Consider the following 15,077-nt stretch of genomic DNA (forward strand, 5'->3'; position numbering starts at 1 on the left):
GGGGGCCAAGTCCACGTGATCCGGATGCTGCCATCCGATTCGGAGTGTTTGATTTTCTGTTCAGTTGGAACCTGTGGAACGGAGGAGCGGCCAAATTATCATCTCTTGTCAGGCTGGGTATTTTTCACTCGCGCGGGTATAATGTCGCGCAATTTTGCTTTGACTCAGGCGAGAAGACCCATGTAACGCAACCCTCCTCCCTCTCCCCACCAGGTTGGCAACACGCCAGCTGGCGTGGCTTTCGTTGCGTATACATGTGCCGTGAACGGCATTCCGGATTTATTCCCACGGTGGCTGATGCCACCGCTCAATAGAAGAACGTTGAATTATGTCAGCTGAATTTCTGAGTGAAGTCTCCAAGAGACGCACTTTTGCGATCATTTCGCACCCGGATGCGGGTAAAACCACCATCACCGAGAAAGTCCTGCTGTTCGGACAGGCCATTCAGCGCGCCGGTACCGTCAAGGGCCGTGGCTCGGGCCAGCACGCCAAATCCGACTGGATGGAGATGGAGAAGCAGCGTGGTATCTCCATCACTACCTCGGTGATGCAGTTCCCCTATGCCGATTGTCTGGTCAACCTGCTCGATACCCCGGGTCACGAGGACTTCTCTGAAGATACCTACCGTACCCTGACCGCGGTCGACTGCTGCCTGATGGTCATCGATGCCGCCAAGGGTGTTGAAGACCGGACCCGCAAGCTGATGGAAGTGACCCGTCTGCGTGATACCCCCATCCTCACCTTCATGAACAAGCTGGACCGCGAAGTGCGCGATCCGATGGAAGTGATGGATGAGGTGGAGCGCGAGCTGAAGATCATGTGCGCCCCCATCACCTGGCCCATCGGCTGTGGCAAATCTTTCAAGGGTGTCTATCACCTCTACAAGGATGAGACCTATCTCTATCAGAGCGGTCAGGGCCACACCATCCAGGAGAAGCGGGTGGTCAAGGGGCTGAACAACCCGGATCTGGATGCCGCCGTCGGCGAAGATCTGGCCCAGCAACTGCGCGATGAGCTGGAGCTGGTGCAGGGCGCCTCTCCCGAGTTCGATCACGATGCCTTTATCGCTGGCGAGATGACCCCGGTCTTCTTCGGTACTGCACTGGGTAACTTCGGTGTCGACCACATGCTGGATGGCCTGACCGACTGGGCGCCGTCTCCCATGCCGCGCAAGGCCGAGAGCCGCGAAGTGGTGGCGACCGAGGAGAAGTTCTCCGGCTTCGTGTTCAAGATCCAGGCAAACATGGATCCGAAACACCGTGACCGTATCGCTTTTATGCGTATCGTGTCAGGCACTTACAGCAAGGGCATGAAGATGCGCCACGTGCGCATCGGCAAGGATGTGAACATCTCCGACGCCGTAACCTTTATGGCCGGTGACCGTGAGCAGGCGGAAGACGCCTTCGCCGGTGACATCATCGGCCTGCACAACCACGGTACCATCCAGATCGGCGACACCTTCACCCAGGGTGAAGATCTCAAGTTCACCGGTATCCCGAACTTTGCACCGGAACTGTTCCGCCGCATCCGCCTGCGCGACCCGCTCAAGCAGAAGCAGCTGCTCAAGGGGCTGGTCCAGCTCTCCGAAGAGGGCGCGGTGCAGGTGTTCCGTCCGCTGATCAGCAACGATCTCATCGTCGGTGCGGTCGGTGTGCTGCAGTTTGACGTGGTGGTTTCGCGCCTCAAGAGCGAGTACAACGTCGAGGCCATCTACGAGGCGGTCAACGTCTCCACCGCCCGCTGGGTGGAAGGCACCGACGTTAAGAAGTTCGAAGAGTTCAAGCGCAAGAACGAGGTCAACCTGGCCCTCGATGGCGGTGACAACCTCACCTACATCGCACCGACCATGGTCAACCTGCGCCTGGCTCAGGAGCGCCACCCGGACGTGGAGTTCCGTCAGACTCGCGAGCACTGATAACGGTTTGTTTGCCTGTTGGCAGATAATCAAAGAGACCCCGCTTCGGCGGGGTCTCTTGTTTTGTGCCGTTTTGCCCGTTTAAGGAGGGATGCAGGGGGGAATGGTTCAGCATATACCAGTCGCAAGCAGCCCTCACCCTAGCCCTCTCCCAGAGGGAGAGGGAACCATCAGAGGTCTGCCTGAAAGATCGCGGAAGTGTTTTTGCCCCCTTATCCCCCTGCGGGAGAAGGGCTGGGGATGAGGGAGTTCTACTCCAGGTCTAACACCATGCAAATCTCGCAATCCCCGTGGCCGGTGCAGCCAAGGGGGCCGGGCAGGTGTTCAAAGCCCAGTGATTCGTACAGGCTGGTCGCCTCGCGCAGTACTTCGGTGGTCTCCAGATAGCAGCGTCGATAGCCAAGGGCGCGCGCCTCGTCCAGCGCCTGCAATACCAGCCGCTTGCCAAGGCCCAGTCCGCGCAGGGCGGGCATAAAGTACATCTTCTGCAGCTCGCAGACTCCCTCTTCTCCCGCCAATGGCGCGATACCACCACCGCCGAGGATGGAACCGTCCGGCCCTTCGATGACCCAATAGCGGCTCTTCTCCCCCTGATAGCTCTGGGAGAGGGTGTCGAGATTGGGATCCGAGACCCCATACCCCTTGTCGGCGGTGAGGCCATATTCGGCCGAGACGGCGCGAATTACCAAGGCGATCTGGGCATTGTCCGCCGCCGTGATGGGGCGGATCTGGTAACCCCGCTGGCGACGGGCGCGGGAGAGGGCGCTGCGATAGAGCCGCAGCCCTTGCCACAGCTGCTCTCGCTCGGGCAGGCTCAACTGCGCCAGCATCTCTTCCATCGCCCCGTCCATCTCCCGGTGCAACTCCAGCAGCATCCCCTGACCGTTGACGGTGAGGCGGGCCTCCTTGCTGCGGCCGTCGGAGGGGTGCGGGTGCCAGCTGATGAGCTCCCGCTCGGCGAGGCGCGCCAGCGGGCGGCTGGCGTTGGATTTGTCGATGTGCAGCTTTTCTGCCAGCTGCTGGTTGGTGGCCGGGGCGTTCTCCAGCTCGATCAGCAGGTGAGCCTCGATGGGGGTGAGGGCCAGGTTGCCGCACTGCTGGGAGAGCATGCCGAGTTCGCGAACCAGATCGCGCGACAGAGCGCGCAGGGGACGGGGATCCATATCGTGGTTTCCTGTTTAGTTGTGCATAACAACTAAAATAGCGTAAAAGTTGTAATTCGCAACCTTTTGCTGTGATGGCTTGCAGAATATGGGGTGAGCGGCAGCCCCGTTGTCGGGGCTGCCGTAGGCTGGGGGGGTCGTCAGGCGGCGGCTCTGATGGCCAGCTCCGGGCGGCGGGAGAAGCAGCGGGCGAGCAGCAACATGGTGGCGACACCTATGGTGCCCAGCACCAGCCAGGGGAGGGCCGGTTGTCCCTGTTGCAGCGAGAAGTCATAGAGGGAGCCGCCGCCCACATAGCCGGTCATGCCCCCCAGCGCCAGTCCGAGGCGGCTGAAGCCCATGTAGCTGCCGCGGGCTGTGGGGTTGGCCAGCCGGGTCATCAGGGTCTCCCGGGCCGGTTCGCAGATGATGATCCCCAGATAGAAGCAGGCCAGCAGTACGAAGATGCCGGAGAGGGTGCTGACGAAGGCGACCAGCCCGATCCCCACCGTCATCAGCAGGATACCCGCCATCAGCCGGCTCTCCAGCCGGTAGCGACGCTCGCTGAAACGGGCGATAGGGTAGAGCAGCGCTAGTGACAGCGCCGTTTCCAGGCTGTACATCCAGCCCACCGCCGTGGTGGTGCCGGAGAGCTGCTTGACCAGAATGGGGAAAATCAGCATCACCTGTACCCACAGCATGTAGTAGCCGCTCAGGATCAGTACCAGTCGGCAGAAGGCGCGATCCGCCAGCACCTGTCCCAACCCTTCCCGCATCGGAGTCGGTTTGACCGAGAGGCGGTAGGCGGGCAGCAGGGTCCAGTTGCAGAGCGCTGCCAGGGTGAAGAGCCCGGCGCCTAGCAGGCAGACGTAGGTGAAGTCAAAGCGCAGCAGCCAGCTGCCGAGCAGGGCACCGGTGACGGCTCCCGCGCTCTCCAGCATCATCAGCAGGGAGATAAAGCGGCCCCGCTCATGGGGACGGGTAAATTTGATCACCAGTGCGGCCCGTGGCGGGTCGAACAGGCAACCGCCCAGTCCGGAGAGGAAGCAGGAGAAGATCAGCATGGCGCCGCTGTCGGCCCAGGCCAGGGTGGCGAAGCCCACCGCCCGCAGCAGCATGCCGGTGACGATGAGCGGGCGGGCGCCAAAGCGGTCGGCCAGCGAGCCGCCGAAGATCCCCAGCCCCTGCTGGGTCAGTTGGCGCAGGCCGAGCGCCAGCCCCACCAGACCGGCCGCCCAGCCGAGTTGATCGACGAAGCGCAGGCTGATCATCGGCATCACCACAAAGAAACCCAGGATCACCAGTGTGGTATCCAGCGCCAGAAACCAGCGTCCCCAAAACCTCGCCCTATCGACCATAACGCCCTCTCATTCATAGATAACTTCATTCTGGAGGGGGTTTAGATATAGTGGTAGACGACAACTACCTATATTTCATATCAGGATTATTTATGTCTATGGATCTGGACGATCTGCAACTGCTGCTGGATGTGGCCGAGCTGGGTAGCTTCAGTCAAGCGGCGGCCATTCGTGGCTGGTCACAGCCGCTGGTGAGCCAGCGGATTGCCCAGCTGGAGGAGAGCCTCGGGGCACCGCTGTTTCAGCGTCATCGGCGCGGCGTAACGCCGACCCGTGCCTGCGAGGAGTTTCTCCCTGCCGCCCGCTCGGCGCTGGCCACTCTGAGCGAAGGGCGGCTGGCACTGCAGGGGGCGCCAGCGCTGCCTTGTATCCGTCTCTCCAGCCTGCCATCCCTCACTTCGGTGGTGTTTGGCTCGCTATTGATGGAGCTGGTGGACGAGCCGTTCGAGATCCGCTGCACCACGGATCACTCCGGCGAGATCATGCAGTCGCTACTGACCGGCGAGGCCGATATCGGCTTTGTGCTCAAGCGTCCGCCGGTTGCGGGCCTGCAGATGGAGCTGCTCTGTTGCTCCCCCATTATCGCTATCGCCTCGCCATTGCATCCGCTGGCCGGTTGTCACGGCCTCACGCTGGAGGATATTGCCGACCAGCGGCTGGCGCCTCAGGTATGGGGGCCGGGGTGTGACGTTTTTATCCAGCAGTTGCGGCGGCTGCGACGGGCGGCCAGCCCCCTGCATGCGGTGCAGCCCGCCAGTGCGGCGCGTGATCTGGCGCTGGAACACGGGTTTATCACCCTGATGCCGGAGCTGGCCATCAAGCGGGATCTGGAGGTGGGGCGGCTGGTCAGGCTAGATGTGCGCAATCTGCCGCAAGAGCATTGGGATGTGATGATGGCATGGCGAGGTGGCAAACGGCCCAACCCGGCTAGGGAAACCGTGTTGGCCACCGCCCGCACGCTGGCGAAACGGTGGCGCAATGAGTAGAACGATGCGGGACAAGGCCCGCATCGGGTGGATCAGTAGCTGGCCTTGAGGGTCACACCACTGAACGCTGTAAACCCTGACAGCTGCACATGCCAGGTGCCTGCCTTGGGATTGGTGAACGAGCAGCTTTCGTTATTGCCCCCCTTGTAGGGGCGGCAGTCGTAACTGCTGTTGGTGGGGGCGCTGCCAAAGCGGACGTAGAGGTCGGCATCACCGGTACCGCCACTGCTGCTGATCTGCAGCGACCTGGTGCCCGCCGGTACGTTCAGGGTGTAGTTGAGCTTGCCACCCTTGCTGGCGGCGAGGTTGCTCACCGGAACGCCGTTTTGCAGTACGTTGTCGCTTGGTGGCGGCGTGGTGCCGCAGCTGGCATCGACCCCGACGGTCTGGAAGGCGCGTGCCACATCCGCCTGACTGTAACCCAGATCGGCGGTCGCCCGGCTGACGCCGCAGGCCCCTTGCTGGTAGTTGGTGTTGGCGCCCCAGTAGAGGCGGTTGGCCAGCAAGAACACTTCAAATGCCTTGCGGGTGTTCCAGCCACTGCTGGTGGCCAGCAGATAGAAAGCGCGGTTATAGACCCCGGAGCTGTGGTGTACATCCATCCCCTCCTGATAATCCGCGGCATGGCCGATGGATCTGCCATCCCGGGTCGGATCCTCGAAGTAGCGCAGGGAGCCGTTGCCCTTGAAGATCTGGGCGCCGACCAGCCAGTCGTTGCTCCCCTTCATGTAGAACTCGGCCGCTTCACCCGCCATATCGGAGAAGGCCTCGTTGATGCCGCCGGATTGTCCTGAATAGACCAGCCCGGAGTTCTGTTCGGTAAAGCCGTGGCTCACCTCGTGGGCCGCCACATCGAGGCTCACCAGCGGGTGGAAGGTGGTAGCGCCGTCACCGAAGGTCATCTGGCTGCCATCCCAGAAGGCGTTCTCGTAATTCTTGCTGTAGTGAACCCGCATCTTCAGTTTGAAGGTGAGGGGGGCCGTGTTGTACCAGTTGCGGTACATGTCGAACACCACGTTGCCGAAGTAGTGGGCGTCGTTGAGGGGCGAGTAGGCGCCGTTGATCTCCTTGACCCGGTTCTCCGGGCAGGTGAACTGGTGGATGGTGCCGCCAGAGGTGGCGTGGTTGAGGTTGATGGTATCGACGTTGGGGCTGGTCATCCGGCAGTTGTCATCCACGATGAGCGGGCCAAAGTCGGTGCCGTAGACGTATTTGCCGGTTTTGATGTTGCCCCCCGGGCCGCTGGCGTCCTTGTGGTTGATCCCCTCCCAGCGTTTGAGCTCCTCACCGCTCTGGGCATCAAGAATGACGAAGGGGCGGCTTGGTTTGTCACCTTCGGCGATGAAGGAGACCTGATAAACCAGCCGGGCCAGCCCGTTCTCATCCTGCATCACGTTGAGTTTGACCTGCTCGTTGCTTCCCTTGCTGCCCGCCTTGGCCTTGCTGGCGGCATCCTGTGGCGAGAGGGTGGCGGCCGGGCTTGCCACATCCTGATCGATCTGGCGCAGCATGCGCCCGCTGGCCTGTTGCAGCTGGCCGTTCAGGCTCTTGTCAGCCACGACGACCTGACCCATTACCGGGATGCCGTTCCAGACCTGCTCGTAGCGGATCCGCTGCTGGCCGTTGGGCAGCTTGACCACCCGTACCTGACGAAACTCGCCATCTTCCAGCTGCAAGGTACCACTCGCGGCACTGAGGCCGGTCATGGCCCGGATGCCGTTTGCCGTTACGTTGATCTCTACCTCTTGCGCCGCCAGTGCGGCGCTTCCCCAGCAGGCCAGCGCAACGGCCAGATAAATTTTATTCATCTCTTCTTTCCTTAAATCGATGAGGTTGATAAACCGACCGAAGGTCGGGCGTTTTCAAGCTAGTTCGGGGGTAAAAAAGTGCCTCCTGTCAGATGTGACAGCGCAGCACAGAGGGGTAGCAGGATCTGCCAAAGTGCCGTTTTGGGACATTAGTCGGCGCCATGTGGAGAGCATTATCCGGTTTCAGACACCCACCCTCCTCTTTTGAGGGAGGAGAGATCGTGCGCAGTCACCCTCTGCGAAGCCTGCCGGAGGAGGGCCGTAAAAGTGGCTGGCGCGGCCAGTGGCGATTGGCTACATTGGGTGCTGGTTCGCGATTTGATCACTGATTTGAAAGGAGAATCCCATGTTTTCATGGCAGTTGGACGACGAGCTTGCGCTGCTCTTCTTGCAGCCCGATATGGCGAGCGAACTGTTTGCCCTCTGCAATGACAACCGGGAGTACCTCTCCCAGTGGCTGCCCTGGCCGCCACTGATCCAGCGCCCCGTTGACAGCGCTCTCTTCATTCGCAGTGCCATCGAGAAGTTCGCCCGCGGCGAGGGGCTCACCACTGCCATCGAGTATCAGGGGGAGGTGGTGGGGGTTATAGGTTACAACAGCATCGATCACGATCTTGGCAAGGTGGTCATCGGTTACTGGCTGGCGGAGCGCTGGCAGGGTAACGGCATCATCACCCGGGCCTGTCAGGCCCTGATCCACCACGCCTTCGAGGAGATGGGGATGGAGAAGGTGGAGATCAGCGCCGCCACCGATAACGAGCCCAGCAGGGCTGTTTGTGAACGGCTCGGGATGCAGCTTGAGGGGGTGACCCGGCGCGCAGAGCGGCTGGGCAACCGGATTGTGGATCATGCCCACTACAGCCTGCTGCGCGATGAGTGGCTAAGACAGAGGGAGTCCTGATGGCGCTGCCACATATCAAGACGGCCCGCACCCACCTGACCATACTGTCGCCGGATCGGGCCCCCATGATGCTCGACTTCTACCGGCGCAACCGTGCCCATCTCACCCCCTGGGAGCCGCTTCGGGACGAGCATTTTTACACCCTCTCTTACTGGCATGCCCGGCTGCAGGACAGCTACAGCCAGTTCTTCAACGGCACCGGCGTCAATCTGGTGGCCCTCGATCCGGCTGGCGAGCGGGTGATCGCCACCTGCAACTTCAGCAATATCTTGATGGGGGTCTTCAAGGCGTGTCATCTGGGCTATGCCATCGACCAGCAGCATCAGGGGCAGGGGGTGATGGGAGAGGTGCTGTCAGCCGCAATCGACTACCTGTTTCGGGAGCACGATCTGCATCGCATCATGGCTTGCTATATGCCTGCCAATCAACGCAGTGGCGCCTTGCTGGAGCGGCTCGGCTTCGAGCGGGAGGGATTCGCGCGGGCGTATCTGATGATCAATGGCCGCTGGGAGGATCACATCCTCACCTCGCTGATTAATCCGGCCCCCTGAGCGACAGATAAAAAAACGGGCCCGAAGTTGCCTTCGGACCCGTCTTCGAATGAGGTGCAGGCTTAGTTGGCCTTGGCATCGCTCACTGCAGCTTCAACCTTGGTAGCGGCTTCGGTAGCAGCTTTTTCTACGGTTGCAGTCGCTTCGGAGGTGGCCTTCTCTACGGTAGAGGTGGCTTCGCTAGCGGCTTTTTCTACAGTGGCAGCAACTTCGGCGGCCGGAGCAGCAGCAGGAGCGGCAGCTTTTTCTTCTTTCTGACCGCAAGCAGTCAACATCAGACCCAGGATACCGGCTACCAGTACTTTGTTCATGTGCATTCCCTCAAATAAATATGGAGAGATGGTCTGTGCAACCATCACAGCGCCCACCGTTGCCCGGTATTGAAACAAGAAGCCGGGAGGCAGCAGGCGGGCGCAATATAGCCCCATTAGTTACCGATGAAAACGGATATCACAATGACATTTTTTCGTGCCGTTGATAAAAAGCTCCACTGCAACGACTGATATCAATACAAGATGCCGTTAAATAGTGCTGATTGCACAATAAAACACCGCTTTGCTGCCATCTTGTGGCGGTTTAACAAGGTCAAGGTTGCTCAAGCGCGGCCGATGGCCCACACCTTAGTCAGACAGCTTCTGACAGGGCAGCCGTTTTCCCTCAAGGTGGCTCTGACGGGCCAGATCCAGCAACGCCATCACCGCCAGCGCTTCACTTGCTGGCACCGGGTTGCTTCCCTCGCCCTTGATGGCGGCGCAGACACCGCGATAGTAGGCGCCATAATCCCCCGGCTCACCCACCACGCTCTGCTGCTGTAACTGACCATCGACAATGCGGCTGAGCTGACCGGGTTCACTATCCATGCCCCAATCCGCCGCCGGTGGCCGCTTGCCCAGCTTGAGCTGATCTTCCTGCACATCCATTCCGAATTTCACGAACGAACCCTGGCTGCCGTGGGCGATGAAACGCGGCATGGTTGCTGAAACCAGACAGCTGCCATGCAGAATAACCCGCAGAGCATCGTAACCCAGTACCACATGGAAGTAGTCGTCCGCCAGTGCGCCAGGGCGCTGCTCGGCCAGATCGGCCTGCAGCCAGTCCGGTTGGCCGAACAGCTGCAGCGCCTGATCCAGTACATGGGGGCCGAGATCGAACCAGAGGCCGGAACCCGGGCCACCCGCTTCACGCCAGCGCTGGCGCACGTCGGGGCGATAGCGATCGAAGTGGGATTCGAACTGGGCGATCTGCCCCAGCGTCCCTTCGACAATCAAACGGCGCACGGTAAGGAAATCCCCGTCCCAGCGGCGGTTGTGGAAGATGCTGAGCAGTCGCTGCTGCTTTTCGGCCAGTTCGACCAGTGCTTTCGCTTCTGCCAGATCCAGTGCAAAGGGCTTGTCGATCACCACATGTTTGCCTGCCAACAGCGCCTGGCGGGCGAGGGGGGCGTGGGTGTCGTTGGGGGTGGCGATCACCACCAGATCGACGGTCTCATCGCTTAGCACCTCCTCCAGTGAACCGACCCGGCAGCCGGGCAGATCGGCCTGCACCTTGGCGGCATCGCGGCTTACCACCCAACTCAGGGACAAGCCCGGGGTGGTGGAGAGGAAGGGGGCGTGGAAGGTCTTGCCTGCAAAGCCATAGCCCACCAGGGCTGCGTTGAGAGTGTGGCTCATCGGGAGTTCTCCGCTGACATCGAGTGAGTGGGGTTGCCATCGCAGGCTCTCTGCCGGATGGCCATGTGCTGTAAAGGCGATACAAACGAGAAGGGGGCCGATGGCCCCCTGAGTGTGCCCATCAGAGCACAGGATTTATTGCAAACACAAGCGGCGACCGCGTCGGGTCATCAGCATCACCAAGGGCGGCAGCAGCAGCCACATATGCAGCGCCAGCTGGCTCAGCGGGTCGTGCATCAGGGCGCCGGTCAGGCCAACCAACGCGCCGGATCCGCTCATCTGGAACAGGCCGAGCAGGGCGGCGGCGGTACCGGCGCAGTGGCCGAATGGTGCCAGCGCCATCCCGGCGGCAGAGCCCAAAATCATGGCAAAGCCGATGCTGGAGAGGAACACCGGCCCCATCATCGCCAGCGGATGTTCGATGTGCATGGCCAGAGTCAGGGTGATGGCCGAGAGCATCAACACCAGCAGGCCGATGCGCAGGGTGCGTCTTGGCCCCACCTTGGCGATAAAGCGCGGTGCCATGAAGCAGGCCAGAATGTTGAGCGCGGCGTTGGCGGTAAACCAGTAGCTAAAGCTGCTCATATCGAGCCCCAATTTCACCATCAGCTGCACCGGTGCGGCTGTGACATAAGCGAGGATCACCGCCATCGCCAGCATGCACAGCGCCGCGTTGAACAGGAAGCTGGGGGAGCGCAGCACCGGGCTGTAGCGGGACCAGCTGATGAGGGCCCCTTCACTGCGGGTCTCCTCCGGGCGGGTCTCCGGCATCCGCCACATCAGCCAGCTGCCGACGATGAGCGCATAACCGGCCATAAACCAGAAGTTGGCAGACCAGCCCGCCTTGGCGGTGAGCCAGCCACCGAGCAGGGGGGCCAGCGCAGGAATAAAGCAGATGGCGCCATTGAGATAGGAGATCATCTGACCGCTCTTTTTCGGGCCGTAGCTGTCACGCACCACCGAGAAGGCGGCGACCGAGGTGGCGCAGGCACCGAAGCCCTGCAGCACCCGGGCCAGCATCAGCTCGCCGAGGCTGGCGGCAAAACCGGCCCCCAGCGCGCTCAGACCATAGAGCAGCACGCCACCCAGGGCGATGGGCTTGCGGCCGTAGCGATCGGCCAGCGGGCCAACAAGCAGTTGCCCCAGCCCCATGCTGAACAGGAACCAGGTGATGGTGCCCTGCATCAGTGTCACTTCGGCGCCCAGCTGCTCGGCCATCTGCGGGATGGCGGGCAGGTAGATGTCGATAGCCAGCGGACTGAACAGCACCAGTAGTACGAGTAAAAGTATCAATGGCATCTGTCACCTCTTTAGTCAGCAAGGTTAATGAATTGGGGCGCGAGTCTACTGACTCACAGTAATGAATAGAAATGGTATTTAATCACTTTGGTTATTCCATTATGGAAACATGTATTAAAAAGCTGGTTATTCGATGGCGGCAAATCCCCCGTAACCCCATCACAGCGGGTGTAATTGACGCTTTTACTAAACGCTTGCGCCGCATAGAATGCGCAGATTATTTTTGCGGAGGTGCTCGATGAACAAGCTTGTCCTGGCAACAGGTAACCAGAAAAAGGTGAAGGAATTGGCCGCCATGCTGGCCGATATGAAGATCCAGGTGATCCCACAGAGCGAGTTTGCGGTCTCCGATGCCGATGAGACCGGCACCACCTTCGTCGAGAATGCCATCATCAAGGCCCGCCACGCCGCCCGCATTACCGGTCTGCCCGCCGTGGCCGATGACTCCGGTCTGGAAGTCGACCTGCTGCAAGGACGCCCCGGCGTCTACTCCGCCCGCTTTGCCGGTGTGGGTGCCGGTGACAAGGCCAACATTGAGAAGCTGCTCGGCGAGCTGCAAGGTGCCCCCGAGTACCTGAAGAGCGCCCGCTTCTGGTGTGTGCTGGTCTATATGCGCCACGCCGACGATCCCACCCCCATCATCTGTCAGGCGAGCTGGGAAGGGATGATCATCGACGAGCCGCGCGGTCAACATGGCTTTGGCTATGACCCGGTATTCTTCGTGCCGGATCACGACTGCACCGCCGCCCAGATGCCAGCCGAGCTGAAAAACCAGCTGAGCCATCGCGGTCAGGCGCTGGCCAAGCTCAAAGCGGCGCTGGCTGCGGCGCACTGAGTCACTTCGCCACCTTGTCGGTTACTCACGGTCAATTACACATAGTCATCTACAATGGGGGCCTTGAGCCCCCGTTTTATTGGAAGCCCCATGCTGCAACTGCCGCCGCTCTCTCTCTATATTCATGTGCCCTGGTGCGTCCAGAAGTGCCCTTACTGTGACTTCAACTCCCATGCCCAGAAGGGGGAGTTGCCTCACCTCGAATATGTCGCCGCCCTGCTGGAGGATCTGGATCAGGATCTGAAGTGGGCGCAGGGGCGGCCGCTCTCCTCGATCTTTATCGGCGGCGGCACCCCCAGCCTGTTGACGGTGGAGGCGATGCAAACCTTGCTGGACGGGGTACGGGCCCGCATTCCGCTCACCGCAGATTGCGAGATCACCATGGAGGCCAACCCGGGCACGGTGGAGGCGGACAAGTTCGCCGGTTTCCAGCGCGCCGGCGTCAACCGTATCTCCATCGGGGTGCAGAGCTTTCAGCAGGAGAAGCTGACCCGCCTCGGCCGCATTCACGGCCCGGAAGAGGCGCGCAAGGCCGCTGCACTGGCCCATGCCATCAAGTTGCCCACCTTCAATCTGGATCTGATGCACGGTCTGCCGGATCAGAGTCTGGATGACGCCCTTTATGACCTGCAGCAGGCGATCGACTGCGCCCCGCCGCACCTCTCCTGGTATCAGCTCACCATAGAGCCGAACACGGCGTTTGCCTCTAAGCCGCCCAAACTGCCGGAAGATGACACCCTGTGGGACATCTACGAGCAGGGCCACGCCATGCTCACCGCCAGCGGTTATCGCCAGTACGAGATCTCGGCTTATGCCAAAGAGGGCTACCAGTGCCATCACAACCTCAACTACTGGCGTTTCGGCGACTATCTGGGGATTGGCTGTGGCGCCCACGGCAAGGTGACCGATCTCGCGAACCAACAGATCCTGCGCACCGCCAAGGTGAAGCATCCAAAAGGGTATCTGGACAAGAGTCGCCCCTATCTGGACGAGCAGTGGCAGGTGACTGCAGACGATCTGCCGCTCGAATACTTCATGAACCGCTTCCGCCTGTTTGAACCTGCTCCCAAGGCGGAGTTCGAGGCCTATACCGGCCTGCCGCTGGAGCGGGTGGAGACGGTGCTGACCATTGCCCAAAGCAAGGAGCTGATCGAGGAGCTGGGAGATAGCTGGCAGCTCACTTCTCTCGGCCATCGCTATCTGAACGTATTGCTGGAACTGTTTATGGATGAGTGAAAACTGGCTCACGATCTGGCTGCGAAGCCGTGATCAAGGTTCATGCGCTGCTCGGAAGCCTCACGTATATTTATACGCTCCGGTTCCTGCGCTGCTCTTCACCTCGCTGACAGCTTCTCGCAACAGGTCGTGAGGCAGTTTTGGCGAACCGTGTTTCGAGATAACAATCAGGGCGCCAATGGCGCCCTGATTGTTTATGGTCGGTAGAAACCCGCTCAGCAGCAGACGCTGATCATCTGCTGTTGGCCGGGCTCCCACCGCTTGCCAAATTTGGCCTTGCGCTGGTAACTCCCCTTGCCCTTCTTGTTGCGCTCGACCCGGCTGCGAAACAGGGGATCGGAGAGCAGGGCGTGCAGATGGTTATCCTTTATCTCGCCGCGCTGATGGGCATAGCGGCCCCCTTGCGCATCTTCCTCACGGGGGAGGACGGGTTGGTCGACCCGGATCTTGGCCATGATGGCTCCTCTTCTTTTCTCTTGGTGTGTTGATTCTTGTGTCTGGATGGTGGTTTTCGCTGCGAGCGCCTGTTCAGCTGAGCGCCCGGTAACCGGATGCACTGGCACCGGTTAAAAACGCGGCGATTTTGTCACCAAATCGCCGCCCGAGCAATGCGTCGGCGGCGCCGAGTCAGTCACACTGAGCTAGGCACGCTCAGTCAGGCATACCATGTCAGCCGTGAACCGGGTCATGCTGGTCGTGGTTGTGATGCTCGTGATGGGCCGGGGCACCAGATTCCAGCGTCTCGAGGATGGCGCAGTGCTCCGCCGAGCGGGGGCCGCCGCAGCAGATATTGGAGAGCTCTCTCAGGTTGTCGCGAAAGCGGGTCAGTTCGATGATCTTCTGCTCCACCTGGGCCAGCTTGGTGTCGGCCACTGCTTTCACCTCCTGACAGGTGACTTTGGCCTTGTTGGTATCGAGGTCGAGCAGCTCGCCGATATCGGCCAGCGAGAATCCCACCGACTTGGCGCGAATGATGAACTCCAGCCGCCGCTTGTCCTGTTCACTGTAGAGGCGGTAGCCGGATTCGTTGCGGATCCCCGGTGAGATAAGCCCGTTCTTCTCGTAAAAACGCAGGGTATCTGCCTTGACCCCGCACGCCTTGGCCAGTTCACCGATCCGATACATGCTCTCTCTCCCCTTGAATGTATGCCGCCACAAAAACCGGAATCCACTATCACCCCTTTGCCCATGGATTGCCAGCCAAGGGCATAAAAGGGGCAGATAAACATCTCCTGGCGACCCTTTTTCCCATAAAACACTGAAAGTGCAAACGTTTCGAGAAAATCAAGTGGAAAACGTTTAACGCCGCGCCAAATAAGGCTTTGCTGTTTCAAAAAATCCACCACAGGTCACATTTTTTGTGTAGAATACGCGCC

14 protein-coding genes are annotated in these 15,077 nt (G+C 60.5%); 6 read left to right on the forward strand and 8 right to left on the reverse strand.

The genetic code is table 11. The features are described 5' to 3' along the window. The first annotated feature begins 325 nt into the window (after positions 1-325). Positions 326-1,915 carry a peptide chain release factor 3 gene (gene prfC / locus ACTG1P_RS16830; protein WP_085942998.1) on the forward strand — a complete coding sequence of 530 codons (1,590 nt, stop codon included), beginning with the start codon at positions 326-328 and terminating at the stop codon, positions 1,913-1,915. A 251-nt stretch (positions 1,916-2,166) separates the two neighbouring features. On the opposite strand, the gene ACTG1P_RS16835 is transcribed toward prfC, so the two are convergent. Further along, complete coding sequence (locus tag ACTG1P_RS16835; protein WP_440001767.1) at positions 2,167-3,078, reverse strand: bifunctional helix-turn-helix transcriptional regulator/GNAT family N-acetyltransferase; 912 nt, start codon at positions 3,076-3,078, stop codon at positions 2,167-2,169. A 140-nt stretch (positions 3,079-3,218) separates the two neighbouring features. Continuing rightward, positions 3,219-4,415 carry a multidrug efflux MFS transporter MdtH gene (mdtH, locus tag ACTG1P_RS16840; protein WP_005340523.1) on the reverse strand — a complete coding sequence of 399 codons (1,197 nt, stop codon included), beginning with the start codon at positions 4,413-4,415 and terminating at the stop codon, positions 3,219-3,221. A 92-nt stretch (positions 4,416-4,507) separates the two neighbouring features. Between mdtH and ACTG1P_RS16845 the strand changes: the two genes are divergently transcribed. After that, a complete protein-coding gene (locus ACTG1P_RS16845; protein WP_005340524.1) occupies positions 4,508-5,401 on the forward strand; it encodes a LysR family transcriptional regulator in 894 nt (297 codons plus the stop codon). Between the two features lie 32 nt (positions 5,402-5,433). Here ACTG1P_RS16845 and ACTG1P_RS16850 read toward each other — a convergent pair whose 3' ends face one another. Then, positions 5,434-7,209: a M4 family metallopeptidase gene (locus tag ACTG1P_RS16850; RefSeq protein WP_440001768.1), complete on the reverse strand. Its 1,776-nt coding sequence runs from the start codon at positions 7,207-7,209 to the stop codon at positions 5,434-5,436. Positions 7,210-7,555: 346 nt separating this feature from the next. Here ACTG1P_RS16850 and ACTG1P_RS16855 point away from each other — a divergent pair, with 346 nt between their 5' ends. Continuing rightward, positions 7,556-8,110 (forward strand): GNAT family N-acetyltransferase, encoded by a 555-nt coding sequence (locus ACTG1P_RS16855; RefSeq protein ID WP_005340529.1) that lies wholly within the window; start codon positions 7,556-7,558, stop codon positions 8,108-8,110. Then, entirely contained in the window at positions 8,110-8,661 is a 552-nt protein-coding gene (gene rimJ, locus ACTG1P_RS16860) for a ribosomal protein S5-alanine N-acetyltransferase (RefSeq protein WP_335843861.1), read from the forward strand. Before ACTG1P_RS16855 ends, rimJ begins: the two co-directional genes overlap by 1 nt. A gap of 62 nt (positions 8,662-8,723) precedes the next feature. On the opposite strand, the gene ACTG1P_RS16865 is transcribed toward rimJ, so the two are convergent. The 3 genes from ACTG1P_RS16865 to ACTG1P_RS16875 all read right to left on the reverse strand — a co-directional run bounded on the left by ACTG1P_RS16865 (position 8,724) and on the right by ACTG1P_RS16875 (position 11,630). Continuing rightward, positions 8,724-8,972 carry a hypothetical protein gene (locus tag ACTG1P_RS16865; RefSeq protein ID WP_005340533.1) on the reverse strand — a complete coding sequence of 83 codons (249 nt, stop codon included), beginning with the start codon at positions 8,970-8,972 and terminating at the stop codon, positions 8,724-8,726. Positions 8,973-9,281: 309 nt separating this feature from the next. Continuing rightward, complete coding sequence (locus ACTG1P_RS16870; protein ID WP_440001769.1) at positions 9,282-10,331, reverse strand: oxidoreductase; 1,050 nt, start codon at positions 10,329-10,331, stop codon at positions 9,282-9,284. Between the two features lie 135 nt (positions 10,332-10,466). Next, positions 10,467-11,630, reverse strand: a complete 1,164-nt coding sequence (locus tag ACTG1P_RS16875) for a multidrug effflux MFS transporter (RefSeq protein ID WP_440001770.1) — start codon at positions 11,628-11,630, stop codon at positions 10,467-10,469. A gap of 238 nt (positions 11,631-11,868) precedes the next feature. On the opposite strand from ACTG1P_RS16875, the gene rdgB reads away from it, so the two are divergent. Beyond that, positions 11,869-12,465 (forward strand): RdgB/HAM1 family non-canonical purine NTP pyrophosphatase, encoded by a 597-nt coding sequence (gene rdgB / locus ACTG1P_RS16880; protein WP_005340539.1) that lies wholly within the window; start codon positions 11,869-11,871, stop codon positions 12,463-12,465. Between the two features lie 90 nt (positions 12,466-12,555). Continuing rightward, complete coding sequence (hemW, locus tag ACTG1P_RS16885) at positions 12,556-13,701, forward strand: radical SAM family heme chaperone HemW (protein ID WP_440001771.1); 1,146 nt, start codon at positions 12,556-12,558, stop codon at positions 13,699-13,701. A gap of 215 nt (positions 13,702-13,916) precedes the next feature. Here the strand turns inward: hemW and ACTG1P_RS16890 are convergent, their stop codons facing one another. After that, positions 13,917-14,156, reverse strand: a complete 240-nt coding sequence (locus ACTG1P_RS16890; protein WP_440001772.1) for an alternative ribosome-rescue factor A — start codon at positions 14,154-14,156, stop codon at positions 13,917-13,919. A 214-nt stretch (positions 14,157-14,370) separates the two neighbouring features. Beyond that, positions 14,371-14,826, reverse strand: a complete 456-nt coding sequence (zntR, locus tag ACTG1P_RS16895; RefSeq protein WP_043825867.1) for a Zn(2+)-responsive transcriptional regulator — start codon at positions 14,824-14,826, stop codon at positions 14,371-14,373. Positions 14,827-15,077 lie beyond the last annotated feature (251 nt).

It is taken from the genome of Aeromonas sp. 11P (genome assembly GCF_051920165.1).
GTDB lineage: Bacteria > Pseudomonadota > Gammaproteobacteria > Enterobacterales > Aeromonadaceae > Aeromonas > Aeromonas veronii.